17 protein-coding genes are annotated in these 16,673 nt (G+C 42.8%); 12 read left to right on the forward strand and 5 right to left on the reverse strand.

Annotated elements, in window-relative coordinates; genetic code table 11:
* Positions 1-23 precede the first annotated feature (23 nt).
* From ACL6C3_RS00165 to ACL6C3_RS00185, 5 genes are all read left to right on the forward strand, one after another.
* Entirely contained in the window at positions 24-629 is a 606-nt protein-coding gene (locus ACL6C3_RS00165; protein WP_413164228.1) for a hypothetical protein, read from the forward strand.
* A gap of 42 nt (positions 630-671) precedes the next feature.
* Entirely contained in the window at positions 672-1,346 is a 675-nt protein-coding gene (locus ACL6C3_RS00170) for a Uma2 family endonuclease (protein WP_413164230.1), read from the forward strand.
* 47 nt (positions 1,347-1,393) lie between these two features.
* Positions 1,394-1,495 carry a DUF6887 family protein gene (locus ACL6C3_RS00175; protein WP_413164231.1) on the forward strand — a complete coding sequence of 34 codons (102 nt, stop codon included), beginning with the start codon at positions 1,394-1,396 and terminating at the stop codon, positions 1,493-1,495.
* A 243-nt stretch (positions 1,496-1,738) separates the two neighbouring features.
* Entirely contained in the window at positions 1,739-3,751 is a 2,013-nt protein-coding gene (locus ACL6C3_RS00180; RefSeq protein ID WP_413164233.1) for a leucine-rich repeat domain-containing protein, read from the forward strand.
* A gap of 586 nt (positions 3,752-4,337) precedes the next feature.
* Complete coding sequence (locus ACL6C3_RS00185) at positions 4,338-6,374, forward strand: leucine-rich repeat domain-containing protein (RefSeq protein WP_413164235.1); 2,037 nt, start codon at positions 4,338-4,340, stop codon at positions 6,372-6,374.
* A gap of 64 nt (positions 6,375-6,438) precedes the next feature.
* Here ACL6C3_RS00185 and ACL6C3_RS00190 read toward each other — a convergent pair whose 3' ends face one another.
* Together ACL6C3_RS00190 and ACL6C3_RS00195 are read right to left on the reverse strand one after the other, a co-directional pair.
* Positions 6,439-7,230 (reverse strand): hypothetical protein, encoded by a 792-nt coding sequence (locus ACL6C3_RS00190; protein WP_413164236.1) that lies wholly within the window; start codon positions 7,228-7,230, stop codon positions 6,439-6,441.
* A gap of 137 nt (positions 7,231-7,367) precedes the next feature.
* Positions 7,368-7,556 (reverse strand): hypothetical protein, encoded by a 189-nt coding sequence (locus ACL6C3_RS00195; RefSeq protein WP_413164238.1) that lies wholly within the window; start codon positions 7,554-7,556, stop codon positions 7,368-7,370.
* Between the two features lie 257 nt (positions 7,557-7,813).
* Here ACL6C3_RS00195 and acnB point away from each other — a divergent pair, with 257 nt between their 5' ends.
* The 7 genes from acnB to ACL6C3_RS00230 all read left to right on the forward strand — a co-directional run bounded on the left by acnB (position 7,814) and on the right by ACL6C3_RS00230 (position 14,878).
* A complete protein-coding gene (gene acnB / locus ACL6C3_RS00200) occupies positions 7,814-10,420 on the forward strand; it encodes a bifunctional aconitate hydratase 2/2-methylisocitrate dehydratase (protein ID WP_413164239.1) in 2,607 nt (868 codons plus the stop codon).
* Between the two features lie 84 nt (positions 10,421-10,504).
* Complete coding sequence (locus tag ACL6C3_RS00205; protein WP_413164241.1) at positions 10,505-13,120, forward strand: DEAD/DEAH box helicase; 2,616 nt, start codon at positions 10,505-10,507, stop codon at positions 13,118-13,120.
* 152 nt (positions 13,121-13,272) lie between these two features.
* On the forward strand, positions 13,273-13,533 hold the full coding sequence (locus tag ACL6C3_RS00210) for a hypothetical protein (RefSeq protein ID WP_413164242.1): 261 nt from the start codon (positions 13,273-13,275) through the stop codon (positions 13,531-13,533).
* Positions 13,517-13,846 (forward strand): type II toxin-antitoxin system RelE/ParE family toxin, encoded by a 330-nt coding sequence (locus tag ACL6C3_RS00215; protein WP_413164244.1) that lies wholly within the window; start codon positions 13,517-13,519, stop codon positions 13,844-13,846. Before ACL6C3_RS00210 ends, ACL6C3_RS00215 begins: the two co-directional genes overlap by 17 nt.
* Before the next feature lie 34 nt (positions 13,847-13,880).
* The gene (locus tag ACL6C3_RS00220) at positions 13,881-14,075 is read left to right on the forward strand and encodes a type II toxin-antitoxin system Phd/YefM family antitoxin (RefSeq protein WP_413164245.1); all 195 of its coding nucleotides are present in this window, start codon (positions 13,881-13,883) and stop codon (positions 14,073-14,075) included.
* Positions 14,076-14,231: 156 nt separating this feature from the next.
* Positions 14,232-14,450 carry a hypothetical protein gene (locus ACL6C3_RS00225; RefSeq protein ID WP_413164247.1) on the forward strand — a complete coding sequence of 73 codons (219 nt, stop codon included), beginning with the start codon at positions 14,232-14,234 and terminating at the stop codon, positions 14,448-14,450.
* Positions 14,450-14,878: a type II toxin-antitoxin system VapC family toxin gene (locus ACL6C3_RS00230; protein WP_413164248.1), complete on the forward strand. Its 429-nt coding sequence runs from the start codon at positions 14,450-14,452 to the stop codon at positions 14,876-14,878. The genes ACL6C3_RS00225 and ACL6C3_RS00230 overlap by 1 nt, the downstream gene beginning before the upstream one ends.
* 58 nt (positions 14,879-14,936) lie before the next feature.
* Here ACL6C3_RS00230 and ACL6C3_RS00235 read toward each other — a convergent pair whose 3' ends face one another.
* From ACL6C3_RS00235 to ACL6C3_RS00245, 3 genes are all read right to left on the reverse strand, one after another.
* Complete coding sequence (locus ACL6C3_RS00235; RefSeq protein WP_413164250.1) at positions 14,937-15,059, reverse strand: type II toxin-antitoxin system HicB family antitoxin; 123 nt, start codon at positions 15,057-15,059, stop codon at positions 14,937-14,939.
* Positions 15,060-15,291: 232 nt separating this feature from the next.
* The gene (locus tag ACL6C3_RS00240) at positions 15,292-15,738 is read right to left on the reverse strand and encodes a CAAD domain-containing protein (RefSeq protein WP_413164251.1); all 447 of its coding nucleotides are present in this window, start codon (positions 15,736-15,738) and stop codon (positions 15,292-15,294) included.
* A gap of 154 nt (positions 15,739-15,892) precedes the next feature.
* Positions 15,893-16,666 carry an energy-coupling factor ABC transporter ATP-binding protein gene (locus tag ACL6C3_RS00245; protein ID WP_413164252.1) on the reverse strand — a complete coding sequence of 258 codons (774 nt, stop codon included), beginning with the start codon at positions 16,664-16,666 and terminating at the stop codon, positions 15,893-15,895.
* Between the last annotated feature and the right edge of the window lie 7 nt (positions 16,667-16,673).

A 16,673-nucleotide genomic window follows, 5' to 3' on the forward strand; every position in this document is an offset into this window, starting at 1 on the left:
GACAATTACTGTTGAGTAAAGTTATGGCATTTAGTGACTATAAAACGATTTCCCAGGTTCAAGCTGAATATCAGATTCGGTATCAAGAAAGTAACTTTGTAGGGATAGAACCTTATGAACCTTCCCCCGCCTTTATTGAAGCCTTTGAATTTAATCAAAGAAACCTAGATATTTTTTCCTCGGAAGCCGCCCGATGCGAAATTATTATTTTTCCAACCCTGAGAGAGATGTACAAAAACTACTATCAAAAAACCTCATTTTGGATTCAAAAGCCGATCGCATTTGACGAGACATTACAGGGAACTCCAGATTATATTGTTTCCAAAAATTCCGCACTGGGTAAAACAATGTTGGAATATCCCTTGGTGATTGTTGTGGAAGCCAAAAAGAATGATTTTGAACAGGGATGGGGTCAATGTTTGGCCGAATTGGTTGCAGTAGAGTTTCTGAATAATAATCCCGAAAAACCCGTTTATGGTATCGTCACCGATGGGAAATTGTGGGAGTTTGGACGATTAATCGGTAAAGATTTTACCCTAAATATTGAAAGTCTCACCATTAACGAATTGCCTAAATTATTTGGTGCCTTAAAATTTATTTTTGACGAAGCCACCAAAGATTTAGATTAGTTCTTTATAATTAGAGAATAGCAGAAACATTAAAGGTGAATAATGACGGCAACTTTTTCTTCTGATGCGATTAAAATTCCGCCCCTGCGCGAGTGGCATAAAGCAACCTGGGAAGATTATATCACCCTGCGGGATGCTCCGATTAAAGAGCGGATGAAGTTAGCGTATAATCAAGGAAAACTTTGGGTTGATATGGGTGGAGAAGGGATTAATCATTCAATTGTTAGTGATTTGTTTACAATGATGTTTGGTTTCTGGGCGATTCAACGACCCGAACAGGTGTTTACCTCTTTGGGAAGATGTTTAATTGAAAAACCGGAAACTCAAGCCTGTGCGCCGGATTTGGTGTTGTATATTGGAGAAGATTATCCGCAGTGGAAACCGAGAGAACCTGACGCAATTAATTTAACTCGGTGGCGAGTTCCGAACTTGGTCGGAGAAATATCAGATACAACGTTAGCGGACGATTTAGACCAACAAAAACATCTCTACGAAGCGTTAGGAATTCCAGAATATTGGGTGATAGATGTACGCGGACAGCGAGTATTTGCCTTTCAGTTACAAGAGGGAAAATACAACATTTGTACCGAATCTGTGGCGTTGAACGGGTTGCCGATTTCGGTGTTAGAAGAAACGTTAAAACGACTCGGCGAGGGAACTAATACCAGTGCGGGCGCTTGGTTTACTCAAGAAATTGTTAATTTATCCAAGAACTAGCGTTGACTCTAAAAATTTACAAATTTTACCTAACGGGGAGTTTGCTGATGAGTCAAATTAATTATGATGCAATGTCTAACGCCGAATTAAAGCAGTATTTTCTGAAACATCGGGGAAATCAAGCCGCCTTTCAAGCCTACGCTCGATAGAATTAATCAGCGATCGCTCAGAATTATTTATTGCAAGTCCCAACGATCCGGACTTTGACGAGAAAGTTCAAGCCGCAATTCGCCAAAAGTTAGAAGCATCAAGAACTGGAAAAAATCGGGACTTCGCTCTCCATGAAATCCGGCCGATAGCGATCGCCATATTTCATCAAGCAGGTAATATAGTTAAAGAGAGATAATGCTACAACTGCTATAACGCTCGTTGGAAATGGGGAGATGCGAACAATGGCAGCAGACAAAGCATACCGCAAAGCAGAACAACGCATAGAAAAGGCACGGCAAGAGAGTGCAACCCAACTCGACCTGAGCAATCTGGGACTGACTGAGTTACCCGAGGCGATCGGTCAACTTGTTAACCTGAAAACTCTTAAGCTTGGGTATAAGTTTGGGAAAAAGGGCAAGCCCAACCAACTGACAACCCTGCCGGAATCTGTCGGCAACCTCTCCCAATTAGAGACGCTTTACCTTAATAGCAACCAACTGACAACCCTACCGGAATCTGTCGGCAACCTCTCCCAATTGCAGTGGCTTGACCTCATGGAAAACGAACTGATAACCCTACCGGAATCTTTCGGCAACCTCTCCCAATTAAAGACGCTTAACCTTTGTAGCAACCAACTGACAACCCTACCGGAATCTTTCGGCAACCTCTCCCAATTAGAGACGCTTTACCTCGAAAGCAACCAACTGACAACCCTACCGGAATCTGTCGGCAACCTCTCCCAATTAGAGACGCTTTACCTCGAAAGCAACGAACTGACAACCCTACCGAAATCATTCGGCAACTTCTCCCAATTAAAGACGCTTGACCTCGAAAGAAACGAACTGACAACCCTACCGCAAGTGATCGGCAACCTCTCCCAATTAAAGACGCTTGACCTTAATAGCAACCAACTGAAAACCCTACCGGAATCTTTCGGCAACCTCTCCCAATTGCAGACGCTTGACCTCAGTTTCAACCAACTGACAACCCTACCGAAATCTTTCGGCAACCTCTCCCAATTAAAGACGCTTGACCTTAATAGGAACCAACTGACAACCCTACCGAAATCTTTCGGCAACCTCTCCCAATTAAAGACGCTTGACCTCACTGCCAACCAACTGAAAACCCTACCGGAAGTGATCGGCAACCTCTCCCAATTGCAGACGCTTGACCTCACTGCCAACCAACTGACAACCCTACCGAAATCTTTCGGCAACCTCTGCCAATTAAAGACGCTTGACCTCACTTTCAACCAACTGAAAACCCTACCGGAAGTGATCGGCAACCTCTCCCAATTGCAGTGGCTTGACCTCAATGGCAACAAACTGACAACCCTACCGGAATCTTTCGGCAACCTCTCCCAATTGCAGAGGCTTAACCTCAATGGCAACCAACTGACAACCCTACCGGAAGTGATCGGCAACCTCTGCCAATTGCAGACGCTTTACCTCAATGGCAACCAACTGACGGAGTTACCGGAATCTTTCAGCAACCTCTCCCAATTGCAGACGCTTCACCTCTATAGCAACCAACTGACGGAGTTACCCGAATCTTTAGCCAGCCTCTCCCAATTGCAGAACCTTTGGCTCGATGAAATAATAGCCATAGACGAAGCATACCGCGAAGCAGAACAATGCATTGAAAAGGCACGGCAAGAGGGTGCAACCGAACTCGACCTGAGCAATCTGGGACTGACTGAGTTACCCGAGGCGATCGGTCAACTCTCCCAATTGCAGACGCTTGACCTTCGTCGCAACCAACTAACGGAGTTACCCGAGGCGATCGGCAACCTCTCCCAATTGCAGCAGCTTGACCTTCGTAGCAACCAACTGACAACCCTACCGGAATCTTTCGGCAACCTCTCCCAATTGCAGCAGCTTTACCTCCAAAGCAACCAACTGACGGAGTTACCGGAATCTTTCGGCAACTTCTCCCAATTGCAGAGGCTTAACCTTGGTAGGAACAAACTGACAACCCTACCGGAATCATTCGGCAACCTCTCCCAATTGCGGTGGGTTGACCTTGGTAGGAACCAACTGACGGAGTTACCGGAATCATTCGGCAATCTCTCCCAATTGCACAGGCTTAACCTTGGTAGCAACCAACTGACAACCCTACCGGAAGTGATCGGCAATCTCTCCCAATTGCGGTGGCTTGACCTTCGTAGCAACCAACTGACAACCCTACCGGAATCATTAGGCAATCTCTCCCAATTGCGGTGGCATAAGCTCGATAACAACCCACTAACAACCTGACCGGAATCTTTCGGCAACCTCTCCCCATGAGAGACGCTTGAATAGTTGTAGACAATCGTGACCAAAGAAGATACCAGGAACTCGGTCAAAGGCAAAAAGTAGCTTATTTACAAAATCCTGACTCTGGTCGTTCATGGGAAGCAGCTAAAGAGCGGATTTGCAGTAGAAAAAATGATGCTTAGAAATTTGATTATTCTGCCAGAAGCCGAAGAAGATGTCAAATTTACCTAACGGGGAGTTTGCTGATGAGTCTAATTAATTACGATGCAATGTCTAACGCCGAATTAAAGCAATAATATCTGAAACATCAGGGAAATAAAGCCGCCTTTCAAGCCTACGCTCGATAGAATTAATCAGCGTCCGCTTAGAATTATTGCGAGTCCCAACGATCCGGATTTTGACGAGAAAGTTCAAGCTGCAATTCGCCAAAAGTTAGAAGCATCAAGAACTGGAAAAAATCGCGACTTCGCTCTCCATGAAATCCGGCCGATAGCGATCGCCATATTTCGTCAAGCAGGTAATATAGTTAAAGACAGATGATGCTATGACGGCTATTACTAAAGTTGGAAATGGGGAGATGTGAACAATGGCTACAGACAAAGCGTACCGCAAAGCAGAACAACGCATTAAAAAGGCACGGCAAGAGGGTGCAACCCAACTCGACCTGAGCAATCTGGGACTGACTGAGTTACCCGAGGCGATCGGCAACCTCTCCCAATTGCAGACGCTTTTGCTCGATAACAACCAACTGACAACCCTACCGGAATCTTTCGGCAACCTCTCCCAATTGCAGACGCTTTTCCTCAGTGACAACGAACTGACGGAGTTACCGGAATCTTTCGGCAACCTCTCCCAATTGCAGACGCTTTACCTCCTAAGCAACCCACTAACAACCCTACCGGAATCTTTCGGCAACCTCTCCCAATTGCAGCAGCTTTACCTCCAAAGCACCGAACTGACGGAGTTACCGGAATCTTTCGGCAACCTCTCCCAATTGCAAACGCTTAACCTCTTAAGCAACGAACTGACGGAGTTACCGGAATCTTTCGGCAACCTCTCCCAATTGCAGACGCTTGGCCTCCACAGCAACGAACTGACAACCCTACCGGAATCTTTCGGCAACCTCTCCCAATTGCAGGCGCTTAACCTCCTAAGCAAAGAACTGACAACCCTACCAGAATCTTTCGGCAACCTCTCCCAATTGCAGGCGCTTAACCTCCAAGGCAACGAACTGACGGAGTTACCGGAATCTTTCGGCAACCTCTCCCAATTGCAGAGGCTTAACCTCCAAGGCAACGAACTGACGGAGTTACCGGAATCTTTCGGCAACCTCTCCGAATTGCAGACGCTTTACCTCAATGACAATCAACTGACAACCCTACCGGAATCATTCGGCAACCTCTCCCAATTGCAGGAGCTTTACCTCCAAAGCAACGAACTGACGGAGTTACCGGAATCATTCGGCAACCTCTCCCAATTGCAGGGGCTTTTGCTCTATAGCAACCAACTGACGGAGTTACCGGAATCATTCGGCAACCTCTCCCAATTGCAGACGCTTAACCTCCAAGGCAACGAACTGACAACCCTACCGGAATCTTTCGGCAACCTCTCCCAATTGCAGACGCTTAACCTCCAAGGCAACGAACTGACGGAGTTACCGGAATCTTTCGGCAACCTCTGCCAATTGCAGACGCTTAACCTCCAAGGCAACGAACTGACGGAGTTACCGGAATCTTTCGGCAACCTCTGCCAATTGCAGACGCTTGACCTCAATGGCAACGAACTGACGGAGTTACCGGAATCTTTCGGCAACCTCTCCCAATTGCAGAGGCTTAACCTCGGTGGCAACGAACTGACGGAGTTACCGGAATCTTTCGGCAACCTCTCCCAATTGCAGGCGCTTTTGCTCGATAACAACCAACTGACGGAGTTACCGGAATCTTTCGGCAACCTCTCCCAATTGCAGGCGCTTTTGCTCGATAACAACCAACTGACGGAGTTACCGGAATCTTTCGGCAACCTCTCCCAATTGCAGAAGCTTGGCTTTGGTAGCAACGAACTGACGGAGTTACCGGAATCTTTCGGCAACCTCTCCCAATTAGAGACGCTTTTGCTCGATAACAACGAACTGACGGAGTTACCGGAATCTTTCGGCAACCTCTCCCAATTGCAGGAGCTTTTCCTCAGTGACAACCAACTGACAACCCTACCGGAAGCTTTCGGCAACCTCTCCCAATTGCAGACGCTTTACCTCGATAACAACCAACTGACAGAGTTACCGGAAGTGATCGGCAACCTCTCCCAATTGCAGAAGCTTGACCTTGGTATCAACCAACTGACGGAGTTACCGGAATCTTTCGGCAACCTCTCCCAGTTAGAGACGCTTGACCTTCGTTTCAACCAACTGACAGAGTTACCGGAATCTTTCGGCAACCTCTCCGAATTGCAGACGCTTAACCTCGGTGGCAACCAACTGACAACCCTACCGGAAGTGATCAGCAACCTCTCCCAATTGCAGAAGCTTGACCTTGGTCGCAACCAACTGACAACCCGACCGGAAGTTATCAGCCAACTCTCCCAATTGCAGGAGCTTAACCTCGATAACAACCCACTAACAACCTGACCGGAATCTTTCGGCAACCTCTCCAACATTAACTCAGACAGTCTTTGGATCAAGTGAAAGGTATTTACTTAATAATTCCAATGACTGCACTCACAAAACTGATTATTGCTACCATCGCACTTATAACTGGGTTCTCTTTGATCAATTCAACAAATGCTGCTAAATAATTTCCATAAATGTCTTTCCAGTTAGACTTAGTTTTAAGTGAGCCATCATCAACACGCTCAACGATTTTAGCAATAACATCTACTTTTCTCAAAGTCGATTGATGAAGTTTTACATATTCTTCATTGTCAAAAGCATCAGCTTCGGCTTTTCCATCTATGAAGTCTTGACGTAACATTGAATTTTCTTCAGCTAGGCTTTTTAATCGAGGATGTGGAATATAAGCATCATCATAGATATCTTTCAGTAATCGGGATAAGTCAACTAATTTGCTTTCATTAATTAGTTCAGGTTGACCACCGAGAACCTTGTAGCGATGAGCGATTGCAGGAAAACCATAGTTTATATCTCTCATATTCCAGTGTAGCCAGATATAAGAACTATGACGGCGTACATAATCATAAAAATGATCTAACATTATTTTTTCAAGTTTATTATAATGTTGCCCTAAACCACTTGCTGAATATCCTTCGATTTCCGCTACTTGATGAATGGAAAAAGAGGTCGTCTGACCGGATTCTAGATTCCGAACGGCAATCGAAGTAATTCTTGGTGATGAGCCATCAGGTCTCTCGTAGAAACTTTCACAAGAGTAGTGAATAACGATGACTTGATCTGCTTTAGCCATCAAGTTATAAAGCTTATGTTTTGCCTGTCTATGCTTCTGTACTTTTTTCCAAGCCTGACCCATTGTTAGTATTTATCTTAAATTATCTTAATACATACTTTAACACAAGCTAAACGTTAGCGATTACTAAGAAAACTGATTATGGTCAAAGTTTCTCACTAGCACTTGGAGACGGACTAGCTATTGAAGTAGCACCTGCTTTAAGTCAATAAATCCTCGGACAATAATCTTCCTTCAAGGGGTTCATATTCGTCCTCTAATAGCCATAATTTAGCGGCTTCATAATTTTCGCTGGTAAAAATGACTTGATAACCTTTAGCCGGGTCATAGATTTGACACTTTCCCGTTGCATCAGCTAACAGCAGTAACACATAGGGAGGCGTTAACATCGGATCAATCCAAACCTCGGTAAACTGCCAATCATTCTGTACTGGGTTTTATTCTTGGGATAACGTGATATTGGTCATGTTAATCTATTATCAACAGATATTTGTAACACAATTTTCCATCTAAATAACGAAATTTCTCTCAGTATGGAGAGTTGTGAATATTTCCACAAGAGAAAATAACCGTATTTTTTGCATCTACAAACTTGGGGGGTTTATCGATACCATAATCAAAGATACCTATATGGAGAACATCAACTATGCTAGAAGCCTATCGTCAACACGCAGCCGAACGAGAAGCTTTAGGGATACCGACCTTACCCCTCAACGCCGAACAAACCTCCGAACTCTGCGAACTCCTGAAAAACCCCCCAGAGGAGGAGAAAGAATTCTTAATGGACTTGCTACGCGATCGCATTCCCCCCGGAGTCGATGAAGCCGCCTACGTCAAAGCGGGATTTTTAACCGGAGTCGCCAAGGGAGAAATTGACTGTCCCCTGCTGTCTCCTCAAGGGGCGATCGACCTGTTGGGAACCATGATCGGGGGTTATAATGTACAATCGCTGGTTAGTTTCCTCAAATCCCCCGATTCTAACGTAGCCAGTGAAGCCGCCACAGCCCTCAGTAAAATCACCCTGGCTTTTGACACCTTTAACGATGTTCTCGCCCTCTCGGAAGTCAATCCCTACGCCAAACAAGTGATAGACGCCTGGGCGGAAGGCGACTGGTTTATCCGGCGTCCGAAAGTTCCGGAAACTATTACGATAACGGTATTCAAAGTTCCGGGCGAAACCAACACCGACGACTTATCCCCCGCCCCCCACGCCACCACCCGCCCCGATATTCCCCTCCATGCTTTGGTGATGTTGGAGTCACGGATGCCTGACGGACTCAAAACTATTGCGGAACTTAAACAAAAAGGTCATCCGGTGGCTTACGTTGGCGATGTTGTGGGAACGGGTTCGTCTCGGAAATCGGCCATTAATTCGCTGTTGTGGCACATTGGCGATGATATTCCTTTTGTTCCGAATAAACGGGCGGGCGGTTATATTTTGGGCGGAAAAATTGCCCCAATTTTCTTTAATACCGCCGAAGATTCCGGTGCTTTACCGATAGAATGCGATGTCACTTCTCTGAATACCGGAGATGTGATTACTATTCATCCCTACAAAGGCGAAATTACCAACGAATCGGGAGAAGTTATTTCTACCTTTACGTTAAAGCCCGAAACCATATTAGATGAAGTTCGCGCCGGCGGACGAATTCCCCTATTAATTGGGCGGGGTTTAACGGATAAAACTCGCGAAGCTTTGGGTTATCAACCCTCAACTTTATTCACCCGTCCAACGATGCCGGAAGATAGCAAAAAAGGCTTTACTCTCGCTCAAAAAATGGTTGGAAAAGCCTGCGGTTTACCGGGAGTTCGTCCGGGAACTTCCTGCGAACCGATGATGACAACTGTGGGTTCTCAAGATACCACCGGACCGATGACAAGAGATGAGTTAAAAGAACTCGCTTGTTTGGGTTTTTCGGCCGATTTGGTGATGCAAAGTTTCTGTCACACTGCGGCTTATCCGAAACCGGTTGATATTAACACTCACAAACAATTACCCGATTTCTTCGCAACTCGGGGAGGGGTTGCATTGCGTCCCGGCGATGGTATTATTCACTCTTGGTTAAACCGAATGTTGTTACCGGATACTGTCGGAACTGGGGGCGATTCTCACACCCGTTTTCCGTTGGGAATTTCTTTCCCCGCAGGTTCGGGTTTGGTGGCGTTTGCTGCGGCTTTGGGCGTGATGCCGTTGGATATGCCGGAATCGGTTTTAGTGAAGTTTACGGGCGAATTACAACCGGGCGTAACGCTGCGGGATATTGTTAATGCTATTCCTTGGGTGGCGATGCAACAGGGTAAGTTAACCGTTGGAAAAGAGAACAAACAAAATGTGTTCAACGGTCGAATTATGGAGATGGAAGGGTTGCCGGATTTAAAAGTTGAACAGGCTTTTGAATTGACCGACGCCACCGCAGAACGTTCCTGTGCGGGCTGTACAATTAAGTTGGGTGTTGAGACGATTTCTGAATATTTGCGTTCAAATATTGCGTTGATGACGAATATGATTGCACGCGGATATCAGGATAGTAAAACGTTAGCCCGTCGGATTGCTAAAATGGAACAATGGTTGGCGAATCCCGAGTTAATGGAAGCCGATAAAGATGCGGAATATGCCGATATTATCGAAGTCAATTTGAACGAAATCAAAGAACCGATTGTTGCCGCACCGAACGACCCGGATAATGTTAAGTTAATGTCCGAATGTGCGGGGGATAAAATTGATGAGGTGTTCATCGGTTCTTGTATGACGAATATCGGCCATTATCGGGCTGCGGCGAAGGTGTTGGAAGGCGAAAAAGTGAAGGTTCGCCTGTGGGTTTGTCCTCCAACACGCATGGACGAACAGCAGTTAAGAAATGAGGGGGTTTACGGTGTATTTGCGGCCTCGGGTGCAAGAACGGAAATGCCCGGATGTTCGCTGTGTATGGGGAACCAAGCAAGGGTTGAAGATGGCGCTACGGTGATGTCTACTTCGACCCGAAATTTCAACAACCGCATGGGTAAAGATGCGCGAGTTTATTTGGGTTCGGCGGAATTATCTGCGGTTTGTGCGTTGTTAGGACGCATTCCAACGGTTGAGGAATACAAGGAGATTATTACGAAGAAACTTGACCCGTTTGCTGCGGATTTGTACCGTTATCTTAACTTCAATGAAATTGAAGGTTTTGAAGATGAAGGGCGCGTTATTCCGGTTGATCAGATGCCAAAAATTGACGAGATTCTTGGTATTCCTGCGGGTGCGTTAAGCTAAGATTGTTGGGTGGGCGTTTGCCCACCTTTCGATTTAAAATGATGTTTATTTAGATAATCATAGTGCAAACAAAGGATTCCAAAAATGCCATTTAAGAAAATACATCGCTCTAACCTTTCTACAGAAACTCCTGAAACACTTTATCGGGATTACAAAAATCGTAAAATAGAAGGGCTACTGGCTCATCAAGCAGACATCATTCGAGAATATCATAAGAATGCTGTCGATCAATCAGATGTTGCTTTACAACTTCCAACGGGTAGTGGTAAAACCTTGGTGGGTCTGTTAATTGGAGAATGGCGATTAAGACACTTCAGAGAAAAAGTTGTATATCTTTGTCCCACTAAGCAACTCGCTCATCAAGTTGTTGAGCAGTCAATCAATAAGTATGGGATTAAAGCCAACCTTTTTACTGGCAAGCAAGCAGAATATGATCCCAGTAAAAAATTAGAATATCGTAATGCAGAAACAATTGCAGTAACAACTTACAGTGGCTTATTCAATACAAATTCATTTTTTGAAAATGCAGATGTGATCATTCTTGATGATGCCCATTCTGCCGAGAACTACATTGCAAAGTATTGGTCTCTTTTAATTGATCGGAAGAATAACTGGGAAGTATTTCGAGCATTAATTGATTACTTGAAGCCGACTTTATCTGAATCTCATTATTTACGATTAATTTCTTCGTCATCAGACATTTATGATGCACAGTGGATCGAAAAAGTTCCAACACCTCTACTTTATGAATATAAGCTATTATCAGAACTTATTTCTCTATTAGATGAACAGATAAAAGATTCTGATTTAAAATATACTTGGTCTGTCATTCGTGATCATTTGTATGCTTGCCATATATATCTGAGTTACAACACAATTTTATTTAGACCTCTCATACCCCCTACAAGAACACATAAGCCCTTTTCCTTGGGAAAACAACGTCTTTATATGTCCGCAACTTTAGGAGAAGGGGGAGAATTAGAACGTCTGACTGGTGTAGAAAATATAGTACGTTTAACGATTCCTGATGGATGGGATCAACAAGGTATTGGTCGAAGATTCTTCTTGTTTCCAGAAAGCTCTTTTGATGAAAACTCTTCCTTAGATTTGATATATAAGATGATTTGCTCCACAAATCGTTCACTTATTCTGACTCCAGATAAAAGTACAGAGAGTGAATTAGGCAAATCCATTTCAGAAAAAACGCAATATAAAATCTTTAATGCCTCACAAATTGAAAAATCGAAGCAAGATTTTATTTCGGCAGAGAAAGCAGTTGCAGTTGTTGCAAATCGATATGATGGCATAGATTTACCGGGAGATGAATGTCGTCTACTTATTATTCATAATCTCCAGAAAACAACTAATTTGCAAGAGAAGTTTATCGTAACACGATTAGCGGCTGATGTCCTTTTAAAAGATAGAATTATCACTCGAATTATACAAGCAGTTGGAAGATGTACAAGATCAGCAACAGACTACGCAGCAGTGGTGATTTTTGGTGATGAGTTGTCTAAGATTTTACAAGATCAGAGTCAGAGAAAATTATTACACCCAGAGCTTCAAGCTGAAATAGAATTTGGTCTTGAACAATCCAAAGAAAGTGATGAAAATAATTTTCTAGATATTCTAAAAATATTTTTTCAGCACGAAGAAGAATGGAATGATGCAGACAAGGATATTATTTCACTGAGAGATGAATTATCTCAAGAAAAAATACCTGCCTTGGATAAATTGAAATCTGCTGTTTCCCATGAAGTAAAATATCAGTATGCTCTCTGGAATAACAACTTTGAAGCTGCTATTGATGAGTGTCGAGAAGTTTTAAATCATCTTCAGGGAGATGACGTAGAAGGATATAGAGCCTTTTGGTATTACCTGGCAGGTAGTGCTGCTTGGCTAGGTGCAAAACAGGGAATAGCTTCTATGGAAAGCATAGCACGGGATAACTTTAAACGAGCGGCTAAAGTTGCTCCTGAAGTTCATTGGTTTTCTGAGATTTCTCGATTATCACTTGACTACGAGGAAGATTGTCAAAAAAATACAGATAAAAGATTAGGTCAAGTGATTGAAGGTTTAGCCAATCAATTGACGAAACTAGGTACAGCTAATAATCGAAAATTTGAAGCAGAGGTTAACAAGATTATTGAAGATCTCAACAAAGATGGACCAGAAAACTCAAAAAAATTTGAGATGGCTCATAAAAACCTTGGTCAATTATTAGGTTATGAAGCAGGTAACTCTAAAGCTAAGGGTGCTTCCGATCCTTGGTGGATTGCTGGTGAAGATTTATGTATTGTATTTGAAGATCATTCCGGGGCAAAACGCGAAACTATAATTGGGAAAAACAAAGTTCAAGAAGCAGCAGGTCATTCTGATTGGATTAACAATAATGAAAACATTACGCTTTCTAAACAAGCAGAAATTATTACTGTTATGGTTACACCCTGTACAAAAATTGAAGAGAGTGCTGTAATTTTTACGAAAGAGGTATGTTACTGGAATATAACAGAATTTAGGAAGTGGGCAGAGAAGGCGACTTCTAAGGTTAGACAGCTAAGAACAACTTTTCCAGGAGAAGCTAACCTAGATTGGCGCAGACGTGCTATGCAAGCATACAAAGATGCTAAAATTGATCCAGCATCTTTAGTTGATATGCTTTCTAAGAGTAAATTGCGTGATCTTCCTAGATCTAATTAGCAATTCTAATGTAATGCTATGATTAGAAGTATTTTATCAGGATAAATCTGAATTGGCTTGGAGTTTAAAAATGTTGGGTTTCACTGCGCTAAACCCAACCTACAGGTTAACGAGTATAATGAGCTAAGAGCAATCATTATCTGTATCAACTTATGCTAAAAACGGTTGAAGGCTTTTATCGAGATGGGCAGATTCAATTAAGTGAACTCCCCCAAGACATTAGCAGTACCCAGGTACTTGTAACCTTTCTCGACCCTGACAAAATTGACCCGGTTAAGTTACGCCAATTGATTGAACAGTTGGAAACAATAGCGGGAATTCAACAAGGCTTTGAGGAAGTCAACAACGGTCAAACTCGCCCAATTGGTAATTTTATCCAAGAAATGCAACAAAAGTATGACATTTCAGATTGAAATTACTCCAATTGCAGAAGCCCAAATTGAGAAAGCTTATTCCTGGTATCGAGAACGAAATTCAGAATTTGCCGATCGCTGGTTTCGTGAATTAATGAACAAAATTGCAACGCTGCAAGAAAAACCTCAGCGTTGTGCTTTAGCCATTGAACATGAAATTTTCCCCGAAGAAGTCCGTCAACTGCTGTGTGGAAAATCTAGAAACGTTTACCGGGTACTGTTTACGATTCGAGACGCAACAGTATACATTTTATATGTGCGTCATAGTTCTCAAGCGCCCATGACAGCAGATGACTTGTCTGATGAATCTTAAAGATTTATCGAAGATTTGAAGTAAGAGGTAAATTATGATTCAACTTAATCCCAAGTTTTTGAGTAAAAATGGAAAGGAATATGTTGTATTACCTTATGAGGAATTTGTAAAAATTCAAGAACTTTTAGAAGATTTGGAAGATTTACAGGACTTAAGAACGGTTAAAAAAGAGGAAAAAGATAGTCCTTCAGTTTCTTTGGATGAGGTCAAGCAAATGTTTAATCTTTAGGAAAATTGGGCTGAGGAAATAATTTTTACTGAATTCTTAAATTGAGTAGAAAAAATGTTGGGTTGAACGCAGTCAAACCCAAGCTACAGGTGAATTAACGCGATCGCCATGAATATTATTAGACTATAATGATAATAATCGTACAGGATAAAGATCATGTTACCACAACCTCTTTCCAATCTCAGCATTGAACAATTAAAAAGGCTAGTTATTTCTATTGTCGATGAAAGACTGATACAACATCAAGTTATACAAAAAACTCCCGAGCAACAGCAATTACAAGAAATATTTAACTCGATTGACTCTCATATTTGGAATCCCCCTTCCTCTGCACCTTCTACCTTACAACTCTTACAGGAGGAACGTCATCAATAATGAATAATTATATTATTGATGCGAGTATTGTTATTCAGCGATTTATTCAGCAAGAATATACTCCACAAGTCCGAATCCTTTTTAATCGTCTCTTGAAAGGAGATCGGTTTTACATTCCTGAATTTTGCTTACTAGAATGTACAAATGTTATCTGGAAACAAGTCAGATTCTATGGACTTCCTGAAGAACAAGCACAATTACTAATTCGGGATTTACAATCTATCCCTTTTAATGTAGCTTCTGTTAACCACTTACTCTCTTCTGCATTAGATATTGGGTTAACTCATCAATTAGCTATTTACGATTCTCTATATATTGCTTTAGCATTGCAGTTAGATTATCCTTTAATTACGGTTGACGATCGCCAACTTAATGCTGCGATTAATTGCGGTGTTACACTGATTCCGATTACAGATTTTACCGAATAAAATAACTGCAAATTTTTGTTTGTTAGCTTTGAGATTGTTGTTCGCTGGCTACTTATAATCAGGCTTCGATCGCCTCTTTAAGCATTTCGATTAAATGTTCGTAACTCTCGCCCCAAGTCTGACAACCCGGTAACGCAGGAACACTCGCACACCAAACGTTATCTTCTTGCCAAACAATCACTTTAATTTTAATATTGTTTTTTTGAGTTAATTTTAATTGATTTTATCACAATCAATCTGAATTGGCTGGGAGTTTAAAAATGTTGGGTTTCACTGCGTTCAACCCAACCTACTGGTTAATTAGTTAGACTAGAATGATATAATAAAAAAAATCCCCACCCCTAACAATAGATGGAGATTGAATACAATAGAGTTTGTCAGTGTAAACCCTAAAAAAAATTACGCTTGTGGGATTATTTTTTTCCGGTGATTTGTTCCCAGAACGCTTGAAATTCTTGGGACAATTCTTGACGGTTGGAAGCCCGCAGCAAATAGCGATAAACAAACCAAGCCGAATATCCCATACCAATCAACTCAAAAGTTGGTGCGAGTAAAGGAATATCGTTGAGGGCATCAATAACCGCAAACAACACTCTCAGGGACACAATGGCCGCTAAAATGAGCAGAATTGTGATGATCGGTTTTTGGTATTCCTCAAAAAAACCGGAGACATAAGCCGGAAATTCGGCGAGGACTTCAACGACTTTGGCTTTGATTTCGTCAAACTGAGTGGTGGTTGTTTCTTCCTCCAGTGCGGCTTGGGTCAACGGGTCGGCCGGCGCCGTGTTGACATTGACAGAAGTGGGGGTGGTTGTGCTTTCTACTTTAGGATCGGGCATATTGGCCTCCTGAGATGACATCAAAACATAATGATAAACCAGCAGAATCACTCTCCTGCTAGCAGTAGAGACAAGAGTAGCAGTCTTTTAGCCGTCATCGCTACTTCTTTTCGTTAAATGTAAACTTCTCAAATTGGACATCAGTATAATGACCTATTTACAAATCCACTTCGCCCTAATAATCTAACGGTAAGCCACAACTTTCTAACGCAGAGGGATCTTGTAATAATTGTTCGGTGGGCATATCGACGTGAATTTTACCCTGTTGTAGCACCATTGCGCGTTGGGTGACTCTCCTAACCCAATTGAGATCGTGAGAAGCAATTAATAGCACTTCTACGGGTAACTCGGGTAAAATTTCGGCCAGATGACGACGCCACCAAGGATCGAGGCCGTTTGTGGGTTCGTCTAAAATCAAAATTGACGGGTTCAAGGCTAAAATAGCCGCCAACGCCGCCAACCGTTTTTGTCCCCCGGAAAGTTCGTGTACGGGGCGATCGCTGACGTCTGCGAGTCCAAAGTCTGCTAGCAGTTGATAAGCTTGTTCTTTGGCTTCTTCTGTAGAAACTCCGTAATTACAAGGCCCAAAAATTACATCTTCTAAAATGGTGGGCATAAATAGCTGATCGTTGGGTTCTTGAAAAGCAAACCCAATTTTACGCCGAACTTCAAATAGATTTTTCGGTTCTAGAGAAATTCCTTGTATCCATATTTTACCGGATTTTGGTTGTTTTAACCCAACTAAATTTTCCATTAAGGTACTTTTTCCCGTTCCCGTTTTCCCGAGTAAGGCAATTTGTTCGCCGGGTTTTAGGGTCAAGGAAATTTCCTGTAAAACCGGATCTTGATTGGGATAACTGAAGACTAAATCTTCGACAACAATTCCGCTTTTTTCGGGTTCTACTGCGGTTGCAGAATGATTGAGTCGTTCGGGTGTTCTATGGCTCAAGGTTCGT

The organism is Capilliphycus salinus ALCB114379, from assembly GCF_047276495.1.
GTDB classification, from domain to species: domain Bacteria; phylum Cyanobacteriota; class Cyanobacteriia; order Cyanobacteriales; family Microcoleaceae; genus Capilliphycus; species Capilliphycus salinus.